Origin of the sequence: Pseudanabaena sp. CCNP1317, assembly GCF_034931345.1 — a bacterium.
In the GTDB taxonomy this organism is placed as follows: Bacteria; Cyanobacteriota; Cyanobacteriia; order Pseudanabaenales; family Pseudanabaenaceae; genus Pseudanabaena; species Pseudanabaena galeata.
In genome coordinates, this window is the sequence record NZ_JAYGIF010000098.1 from 61,156 (window position 1) to 70,236 (window position 9,081).

The following is a 9,081-nucleotide window of genomic DNA, read 5'->3' on the forward strand; positions in this document are numbered from 1 at the left end:
GTCGCACTTTGCGCGGAACAAATCACAAATTAAGTAATTAATTATCGGTAATAAATCATGGTCAAAGTATCAGTAATCGTCCCAGTTTATAATGTTGAGCGTTTTATCGAAGAAACAGTTACATCAGTCTTAGCTCAAACATTTCATGATTTTGAATTAATCATTGTTGACGATCAATCACCCGATCGCAGTATCGAGATTTGTGAGCAGTTCAACGATCCGCGCATACGGATTGTCCATCAAAAAAATCGGGGTTTAGCAGGGGCAAGAAATACAGGAATTCGTCATGCTCAAGGCGAATATATTGCCCTGTTAGACAGCGATGATCTCTGGAGTCCTGAAAAACTGGAGAAGCATATTCATCATTTAGACTCCAACCCCAAAGTTGGTATTAGCTTCAGCCGTTCCGCCTTTATTGATGAAGACAGTAATTCTCTCGGCACATACCAAATGCCCAAGCTGACAGATATTGACGCACCACATTTACTCTGTCGTAATCCCATTGGCAACGGTTCCGCCCCTGTAATTCGTCGTGAAGCCCTTGAAGGCATTAAGTTTCAAGACAATCTTTATGGTGAAGTTGAAGACTTCTATTTTGATGATCAATTCCGTCAATCAGAAGATATTGAATGCTGGATTAGAATCGCCATTCAAACCAATTGGCAAATTGAAGGTATTCCCGAACCGCTTACTCTCTATCGTGTGAATCCTGATAGCCTATCTGCCAACATGAATAAGCAACTGGAATCATGGGAAAAAGTGATCGCCAAAACGCGCACCTATGCCCCTGATTTATTAGCAAAGTGGGAACCCCTAGCCCGCGCCTACCAGTTCCGATACCTCGCTCGCCGTGCTATTCGCAATAAAGATGGTAAAGCAGCAGTAAAACTTGTAAATCGCGCCTTGGCATGTAATTGGAAGATTTTAATTTATGAACCAATGCGATCGCTACTAACGATTTTTGCGGCTTATTTAATCTGGTTATTACCGCGCAGTTGGTACAACAGCATCGAGAACTTTGCTCTCAAACGGACAGGTGATAGTCAACGCAAGGTGATCGCTAAGGGTAATCAGCATTAGAGCCAAGTGAACCTACTCCCAAAATTCTACATAGCTGAGTGCTACCTGAATTATTTAGCATTGTTTAAAAAACGTGAGTTCGATATAGCCATTTGCGGCGTGCTTCGCACGCCGCAAATGGCAAAAAATGGTAAGAATCGCTTAGCGATTCTTACCATTTTTGCTTTCGTTGAACTGACGTTAAAAAAGCTCCTGAAGGAGCTTTTTTAAACAATGCTAAACTGCAAATTATCGGTGTATCGCGCTACTCATGGGAATTATTACCAAACGTTCATCTAAAAAAGTTCGGGCTAACGAAATCCTGATCCGTCTCAAACGGCTTTATCCCGACGCAACTTGCTCGCTGGATTATGAAACTCCTGTACAGCTATTAGTAGCAGTGATCCTCTCGGCCCAATGCACCGATGAGCGCGTGAATATGGTCACTCCGAAATTATTTGCCAAATATCCTGATGCGATCGCCCTAGCAAACGCCGATCTCGATGAACTCATGGAGTTAGTCCACTCCACAGGCTTTTATCGCAACAAAGCCAAAAACATTAGAAGTGCCTGCGAAATGATTGTGCGTGACTTTGAAGGCAAAGTACCAAATACGATGGAAAAGCTGCTCAAGCTTGCAGGAGTGGCTCGTAAAACTGCCAATGTAGTCTTAGCCCATGCCTATGGGATCAATGCAGGCGTAACCGTTGACACCCATGTAAAGCGACTTACTAAAAGACTAGGACTAACCAAATTTGAAGAGCCTATTAAGGTCGAGCGGGATCTGATGGGAATGCTGCCCCAACGGGACTGGGAAAATTGGTCAATCAGGATTATTTATCATGGACGTGCTGTTTGTAATGCGCGTAAACCTGCTTGCGATCGCTGTGAGCTAGCCGATTTATGTCCATCAGCAAATTATCAAAACCCATAAAGTTACGCCCCGCAGGGGCGTAACTTTATGGGTTTTGGTTTGTAATTATTTATGTCTAGCTACTCAAAGTAAAAACTTGGCAAAGCCAAGTTTTTACTAGTGGTTGTGAAGTTTTCTAAAGATCCGCCCCCATTATGCAGAGACATCCGCGCTTATTCCCTAAAATGAAGACAAAATTCTCCCTGCAATCTTTAACTTAATAAAGACTTATGACAGATTTTGTAAAACCCTTCAAAAACGATCCCCAACTAGGGAATTTGTCTACACCCGTTAGCGATTCTGCGATCGTTAAGGCTTTTATCGGCAACCTTCCTGCTTACCGTGCAGGCTTGTCTCCTAGCCGTCGTGGTCTAGAAATCGGCATGGCTCATGGCTACTTCATTTACGGGCCCTTTGCATTACTAGGACCTCTGAGAAATACAGAATTAGCTAGCCTTGCTGGTCTTTTGGCAACGCTCGCATCTGTTGTGCTTTTGACCGTTGGCTTGTCCTTATATGGTCAAACTGTAACTAAGTTGCAATCTAGCTCTGCCTTAGAAGCCCCTGCTGAATTGGGTACACCTGCTGGTTGGAGCGAATTTGCTAGTAGCTTCTTGCTTGGTGGTGCTGGTGGTGCTGCATTTGCATACTTCCTCAACTACCTAGAGCCAATGCAAAAATTCCTTGGTTTGCTTTGGAATTAGATTTGCTTTTGGTGTTGTTAGCTTCAGCTCCAAATCATATTAATTTAATCTAAATCAGATCCTCAAAAATTTATATCTTAATTCAAGGAAACCCACGACCATGACTGGATACTACGCACATTACTACGTCTCTTTCATCTTCGTACCACTCATTGGTGTAATCCTCCCGATCGCCACCATGGGATTACTTCTCAACTATATTGAGAACTAATTTACAAAATTGGAAACTAGGCTCTTTGTAGTCTTAATTTTCAATATCTTTAAACTTGCTCTTCGTATTTTTTATCACATTCTCAAAAACAGGAAAGGCGATCTCTATATTATAGCGATCGCCTTTCCTGCTTTTATAGCTGTCGCCATTCTTGTTAGGACATAAAACCCAAATAGTGTGAGGCGGCGCGAAGCGCCGCCTCACACTATTTGGGTTTTGATTTGTCCTGATACAGATGGCTATAGCTATACCAGACGCTAAGATAAAGACATTATCTTTAGTTTTATTTCTATGCAATTTTTAAAACCGTCTTCATTTTTGCGCTTAGCGATCGCGCTAGTACTTGCGATCGCCTGTTTACTGACATCGCCTATCAAGACCCAAGCGGAAACACTCTCATTTAGCCACGCCCAGCTAAAAAACAGAGACTTTTCAGGCAGAGATCTGGTCGGTTCAGGCTTTGCCAATGCCAACATGGAAGGAGCCAACTTTGAAAATGCCGATGTGCGCGGAGCCGTATTTAGCGCTTCGATTTTAAGAAGGGCAAACCTCAAAGGGGCGAATTTTTCAGGTGGGCTACTTGATCAAGCGGACTTTGCTAAAGCTGATCTCAGTGATGCGTTGCTAGTCGAAACAATCTTATTACGCAGTACCTTTGATTTTGTGAATATTGATGGGGCAGATTTCACCGACGCGATCATGGATGGTGGACAACGCAAATGGCTATGCACGAAAGCAAAAGGCACAAACTCGAAAACTGGTATTGATACCAGAGAATCTTTAGAGTGCAACTAAAAAGCCGCCCAATTGGGCGGCTTTTTAAAGTGTATTTCGTGATTAGCTTATCTATGGAAGTTTGCTAACCAAAAGTGCGATCGCTACTAAAAGCCCACCAGTGAGATAAAAGAATTTGACCACATGCAACTCATGCCACCCACTTAACTCTAAGTGATGATGAAAAGGAGCCATTTTAAAAAGACGCTTGCCCATGCCAGTTTCGTCTTTGGTTGCCTTGTAGTAGGAAACCTGTGCAATCACCGAAATTGATTCCCAGATAAAGATTGCACCAATAATTAGGAAAGCCCAAAGCAAGTTACCGAGGATCGCCGTCGATGCAAGCGCACCACCTAAAGCAAGTGATCCTGTATCCCCCATGAATACCCTTGCTGGGTAACGGTTATGCCAGAGAAACCCTAAATAGCTACCACTGAGGCACATGCAGAAAATAGCAAGTTCTTTGTTTTGAGGAAATAATAATAAGCCCATCCCAAACAAAGCGATCGCACCCGTGCCACCAGCTAAGCCATCTAAGCCATCGGTGAGGTTGGTCGCATTGCTGCTGCCAAGGAATACAAACAAGGCAAGTGGGAAAAACAGTAGACCGAGTGGAATCACAAATTTTAAAGGCAAATTAATCGTGGCGATCGCCTGCCAGTTTTGGGTTATTCCTAGCCATCCACAGAAACAAGCGGCGAAGAATGCTTGGAGGAAAATTTTGGAGCGTGGAGACAAGCCTTTATTGGAGTGGCGGCGCAGAATTTTCCAATCATCTAGCCAACCGATAAAGGCGAAAGAAAGAGTCAGCAAGCTACAAGCTATGACTTTGTCGTTAAAACCAGACCAGACCAACGACAATAAAATTCCGACAGGTATAATGAATATCCCCCCCATCGTCGGCGTACCTTGTTTTTTGAGGTGAGCCTGTGGACCATCTTCACGGATGATTTGACCAGCCTTGAGGCGACGCAACGCAGGTACAGCAAGAGTCCCCAACGCAGCTACACCACCACCCCCAAATGTGAATGGTAACAGCAAACTTGAACTTATATTAGGATTCAAGAAAAGATCGACACCAACAATTAAACTTATTAAACCGATTGCTAAACCAAGTGCTAGGCTACTTCCTGTCGGAAATTTTGCTTTCCTAACTCTCACACCAGTATCAACCATTGCCGCTCCTCACACCCACAGTAACCATCACACTTTTTTTAGATCGAACTTTAGATCAGCAGCTTTTTTACGGCTTTGTAACAGATGATTAAATATCATCTGAATATACGCTCTTAGATACCAAATAATGACCGCATTTGTCTACAGTGCAACCATTGAATTTTGATAATTCTTGAATCTTTGAACTCAATTTTTGTAAATATCCCTTTAATTTTAAGTTTGTTAAATTGCCGATGACGAGTAAGAATTCTCGACAAATTGCTTTAGAAGCACTACGTTTGATTCAAAGACGCAATGCCTACGCGGATGTAGCGCTTGACTGTACGCTGTCGCGAGCGCGTCAGGATAACATTAATCTCCCAGAAAGCGATCGCCGTCTGATCACGGAGTTAGTGTATGGATGTACGCGTCGCCAAAAAACCCTGCAAGCGGTTTTGCAAAACTTCTCACAAAAACCAACCACAAAATTACCACCCGACTTATTAATAATCTTACACATTGGTATCTACCAACTATGTTTTCTCGATCGCATCAAGCCATCGGCGATCGTTCATACCACGGTGGAATTGGTTAAAGAAAACAATTTAAAGGGCTTGTCAGGATTTACAAACGGGGTAATGCGATCCATACTCAGAGCCAAGGAGAAGGAAGATATTCTTGCCAATATTACCGATCCCGCCAGTTTTTATAGCTATCCTGAATGGTTGATCGAATTATGGCAAAAAGAATTTGGTCAAGAAGCGATCGCAAATATTTGCAATTGGTTTAATCAAACCCCTCATCTTGATTTACGGGTCAATCTTTTACATGCGACTAGGGATCAAGTCCTCGCTGCTTTTGCTGAATCTGAAATCAAAGCTGAGCCGATTCCCTATTTACCCGATGGTATCCGCGTGGCTCAAGGTGCAGGGGATGTGAGCCAATTACCCAAGTTTAAAGAGGGTTGGTGGTCAGTACAGGACGCGAGCGCTCAGTTAGTCACTTACTTATTAGATCCGCAACCTGATGAGATCATTATCGATGCCTGTGCTGCCCCCGGTGGTAAAACTACGCATATTAGCGATCGCCTAAAAAATACGGGTAAAGTTTATGCCCTAGATCGTCTGGCAAGTCGTCTTAAAAAGATTGATCAAAATACGGCTCGTCTGGGGATCACGAATGTACAGACCATTGAGATTGATGCTCGTGAATTTGGAGAATTGCCAGAAAGTAAATGCGATCGCGTATTACTAGATGTACCTTGCTCTGGACTCGGAACATTACATCGTCACGCCGATGCTCGTTGGCGACAAACTCCCGAAGAACCCTATAAATTAGCTAAAACTCAATCTGAAATTCTCGAACGCGCCACGCAATGGGTTAAACCCGAAGGTGTAATTGTTTACAGCACTTGCACGATTCATCCTGCTGAAAACGAAGAAGTTATTGAGCAGTTTTTAAACAATCATCCCGATTGGCAAATTGTGCCGCCAAGTGTTGATAATCCTGCGGCTCATTTTGCAAGCGATCGGGGTTGGATTAAAGTCTTGCCCCACGAACATGACATGGATGGTTTCTTCATGGTAAAACTTCAGAAAATATAGTCACTAATCAAGCTTTAACTTATTTGAATTAACTATAAATAAGTCTGTAAATAAGTCTGTCTAGTGGTTTCAGCTAACAACTATATAATTAGACTAAAGCTGTTCAAGTCTATAAGATATGCTAAAAACTCTTTGGGCTACTGTTCAAAATGGAAAGATCGAATTGCTAGAGGCTTCAGAATTGCCAGAAGGCTCAAGGATACTAGTAACTGTACTTGCATCTGATTACGAATCTGAATTTTGGCTTCAGGCAAGTCAAACATCACTTGATGCTGTTTGGGACAATATTGAAGATGATGTCTATGCCCAATTACTCTAAAAATAGTGTCATTTTAGTTAGATATCCCTTTTCAGACTTATCTAACGCTAAAGTTAGACCTGCGGTTTTAGTAAGTGCGCCACATATTTCTCAAGATATTCTGATTGTGCCGTTGACTAGCAAAACATCGGGATTGCTGGAGGGAGAATTTATCCTACCTAATTGGTCAGTAGCAGGGCTTAACGCTGTTACAGCAGTCAAGTGTGGAATATACACAGTAAACAAAAATTTAGTGATTAAACAAGTTGGTCAGCTAACTAATTCTGATTCATAAATACTTTCACAATCTTTAAAAATCTGGCTTGGCATTTGAGTCAAATAAGATGAAAGTAATGATCGCCCCTCAAAACCCAAAAAAATCGCCAAATTTCCCTGAGAGTATGGCAAATCCATTGCTCACAGAAATTGGCGATCGCAGATGATCTGTAAGTTTTTGGATATTACACTCTCAGTGCTAGCTTGATCGATTCTCCAGAGTCATTTCCTGTCAAGGTGTCATAATATAAATCATCGTAAATAATGCGATCTCTAAAGGCAAATTTTATGAACGCTAAACTGATTAATGGACAAACTAAGCTATCGATTAACGTCTTAGTCAAGAATGAAAAAGATGGTAAAGTCAGCGCTAGAGTATTAGGATTACCCGAATATAGCGTTATTAGCAGCGATCGCCAATCAGCTATTTTGGAATTAGATCGATTAATTACTACAAATTTATTAGAGAGTGAGGTCGTATCTTTAGAACTAGAAATTCCCAAACGAGAACATCCTTGGCGAAAGTTTGCAGGAATTTATAGGAATAGTCAGCTATTTGGATCTGTACTAGTTAACATCGAATCTCATCGCCGTGAATTAGATTCACAGACTATAATTGACTACCATGAGGAAAAAATCGCTTGAGTTTGCTGATACTCGATACCGATCATGTTTCTTTGTTTCTCAAAGGAAATACTCCCGTTTGCGATCGCATATTTCAAACTGATCCAGATAAATTAGCTATTTCAGTGATTACGGCTGAAGAGATCTGTCAAGGGTAGCTTAGTGAAATTAATAAGTGTCGTCAAGCATCCCAGTCATCAAAACTACTTTTAGCTTATGCCGAGTTTGAGAACGCTTTGGACTTCTTCCAAACTATACGGAGAGTTAGTTTTGACAATAACGCATATTGTCAGTTTGAGATTTTACGTTCCCAATTTAGGCGTTTGGGTACAAGAGATTTGAGGATCGCAGTGATCGCTCTGTCTATCAACGCCACTGTAGTTACACGTAATGCTAAAGACTTTGGACAGATCTTAAATTTGTCTATCGAAGATTGGTCTACGATTTAAGGCTATTTGACTAATCACCCATAAACAGCGATCGCCTATTCATTCCCACACCTAGCGATCACTTCTCAAATAATCACATCACAAGGCGATCGCTATTTGCTAAAAGTAAAACCGTGATCGATTTAAATGATGTTAAACAAATACTTGGTTTATGAGATTTTAGCTAAATCGATATTTGAATAAGTGCTTTAAACTTTAATAATGGTAACGAATCTGAACCAGCAAAAGTGTATCATTCTCAATTTTGTAGAGAATCCTATGCTCATCGTCAATGCGTCTAGACCAATATGCCTGATAATCCATGTTTTAATGGTTAGGGTTTGCCTATGCCACTATGGGGATTGCGTTGGATATCTTTGATAAGGTTGTTAACTCGATTGAGCATTTTTTTGTCTGTTTGTTGCCAGTAAAGATAATCTTCCCAAGCACGTTCTGAGAAAAGTATCTTCACTCGATTAGCTCCCGCACAGTAACGCCGCCAGATTCTAATTCGGCGATCGCCTCAAAAATTCGTTTCGCATTATTACGACTTTTTAAGAGGTAAGCAGTCTCGGTGAGGGATTCATAATCTTCAAGAGATAGAAGTACTGCCGACGGTTGTTGATGGCGCGTAATGATCAGAGGATCGTGGCGATCGCATACTTGATCGATCATTTTTGCCAAGTTTCTCTGTGCATCAACATAAGAAATTACGTTCATAAAGTTGTCGATCTGCTATTGCTTGCTAGATTGTTAACGATTATAGCTTTTCTTAGTACAGGACAAAAAGTTGCAAAAGTAAGCAGGAAGGGGTTTTATAAAAGATAACCACATCACAAATAAAACCCCTATGAAAGAGATTAGCGTATTTTGCGAAAAGTTACATGAACATCTGCAATGGAATGGAACAAGACTCTTATTTGTGTCGATGTTCCTGATCGCACTAATGCGAGTAAAGACAGTAAACCTAGCGGAAATCGCGACAGGATTTAGTGGAGAAGCCAAAGTCGAATCACACTATAAGCGGTTACAGAG

12 protein-coding genes and 2 pseudogenes are annotated in these 9,081 nt (G+C 41.5%); 11 read left to right on the forward strand and 3 right to left on the reverse strand.

Annotated features, from left to right (window positions below; genetic code table 11):
* Window positions 1–57 precede the first annotated feature (57 nt).
* The 5 genes from VB775_RS17240 to VB775_RS17260 all read left to right on the forward strand — a co-directional run bounded on the left by VB775_RS17240 (window position 58) and on the right by VB775_RS17260 (window position 3,682).
* Window positions 58–1,080, forward strand: a complete 1,023-nt coding sequence (locus tag VB775_RS17240; RefSeq protein ID WP_281006897.1) for a glycosyltransferase family 2 protein — start codon at window positions 58–60, stop codon at window positions 1,078–1,080.
* A 250-nt stretch (window positions 1,081–1,330) separates the two neighbouring features.
* Window positions 1,331–1,993 carry an endonuclease III gene (gene nth / locus VB775_RS17245; RefSeq protein WP_281006898.1) on the forward strand — a complete coding sequence of 221 codons (663 nt, stop codon included), beginning with the start codon at window positions 1,331–1,333 and terminating at the stop codon, window positions 1,991–1,993.
* A gap of 209 nt (window positions 1,994–2,202) precedes the next feature.
* Complete coding sequence (locus VB775_RS17250) at window positions 2,203–2,676, forward strand: photosystem I reaction center subunit XI (protein ID WP_190580069.1); 474 nt, start codon at window positions 2,203–2,205, stop codon at window positions 2,674–2,676.
* 100 nt (window positions 2,677–2,776) lie between these two features.
* The gene (locus VB775_RS17255; RefSeq protein ID WP_071590184.1) at window positions 2,777–2,887 is read left to right on the forward strand and encodes a photosystem I reaction center subunit VIII; all 111 of its coding nucleotides are present in this window, start codon (window positions 2,777–2,779) and stop codon (window positions 2,885–2,887) included.
* A 291-nt stretch (window positions 2,888–3,178) separates the two neighbouring features.
* Window positions 3,179–3,682, forward strand: coding sequence for a pentapeptide repeat-containing protein (locus tag VB775_RS17260; protein WP_281006899.1), 504 nt, complete (start codon window positions 3,179–3,181; stop codon window positions 3,680–3,682).
* A 51-nt stretch (window positions 3,683–3,733) separates the two neighbouring features.
* Here the strand turns inward: VB775_RS17260 and mraY are convergent, their stop codons facing one another.
* Window positions 3,734–4,837: a phospho-N-acetylmuramoyl-pentapeptide-transferase gene (gene mraY, locus VB775_RS17265; RefSeq protein ID WP_281006900.1), complete on the reverse strand. Its 1,104-nt coding sequence runs from the start codon at window positions 4,835–4,837 to the stop codon at window positions 3,734–3,736.
* A gap of 233 nt (window positions 4,838–5,070) precedes the next feature.
* Between mraY and VB775_RS17270 the strand changes: the two genes are divergently transcribed.
* The 5 genes from VB775_RS17270 to VB775_RS17290 all read left to right on the forward strand — a co-directional run bounded on the left by VB775_RS17270 (window position 5,071) and on the right by VB775_RS17290 (window position 7,776).
* Window positions 5,071–6,420, forward strand: coding sequence for a 16S rRNA (cytosine(967)-C(5))-methyltransferase (locus VB775_RS17270; RefSeq protein WP_281006901.1), 1,350 nt, complete (start codon window positions 5,071–5,073; stop codon window positions 6,418–6,420).
* 118 nt (window positions 6,421–6,538) lie between these two features.
* Window positions 6,539–6,739 (forward strand): hypothetical protein, encoded by a 201-nt coding sequence (locus VB775_RS17275; RefSeq protein ID WP_281006902.1) that lies wholly within the window; start codon window positions 6,539–6,541, stop codon window positions 6,737–6,739.
* The gene (locus VB775_RS17280) at window positions 6,723–7,013 is read left to right on the forward strand and encodes a type II toxin-antitoxin system PemK/MazF family toxin (RefSeq protein WP_281006903.1); all 291 of its coding nucleotides are present in this window, start codon (window positions 6,723–6,725) and stop codon (window positions 7,011–7,013) included. Before VB775_RS17275 ends, VB775_RS17280 begins: the two co-directional genes overlap by 17 nt.
* A 269-nt stretch (window positions 7,014–7,282) precedes the next feature.
* Complete coding sequence (locus VB775_RS17285) at window positions 7,283–7,639, forward strand: hypothetical protein (RefSeq protein WP_281006904.1); 357 nt, start codon at window positions 7,283–7,285, stop codon at window positions 7,637–7,639.
* Window positions 7,636–7,776: a type II toxin-antitoxin system VapC family toxin gene (locus tag VB775_RS17290; protein ID WP_281006905.1), complete on the forward strand. Its 141-nt coding sequence runs from the start codon at window positions 7,636–7,638 to the stop codon at window positions 7,774–7,776. The genes VB775_RS17285 and VB775_RS17290 overlap by 4 nt, the downstream gene beginning before the upstream one ends.
* Before the next feature lie 486 nt (window positions 7,777–8,262).
* On the opposite strand, the pseudogene VB775_RS26540 reads toward VB775_RS17290, so the two are convergent.
* Both VB775_RS26540 and VB775_RS17305 read right to left on the reverse strand, forming a co-directional pair.
* Window positions 8,263–8,518: pseudogene (locus VB775_RS26540) on the reverse strand (Txe/YoeB family addiction module toxin).
* Window positions 8,515–8,766: a type II toxin-antitoxin system Phd/YefM family antitoxin gene (locus VB775_RS17305; protein ID WP_281006908.1), complete on the reverse strand. Its 252-nt coding sequence runs from the start codon at window positions 8,764–8,766 to the stop codon at window positions 8,515–8,517. The pseudogene VB775_RS26540 and the gene VB775_RS17305 overlap by 4 nt, the downstream one beginning before the upstream one ends.
* A 130-nt stretch (window positions 8,767–8,896) precedes the next feature.
* Between VB775_RS17305 and VB775_RS17310 the strand changes: the two are divergent.
* A pseudogene (locus VB775_RS17310) lies at window positions 8,897–9,081 on the forward strand (IS4 family transposase); the annotation flags it as partial.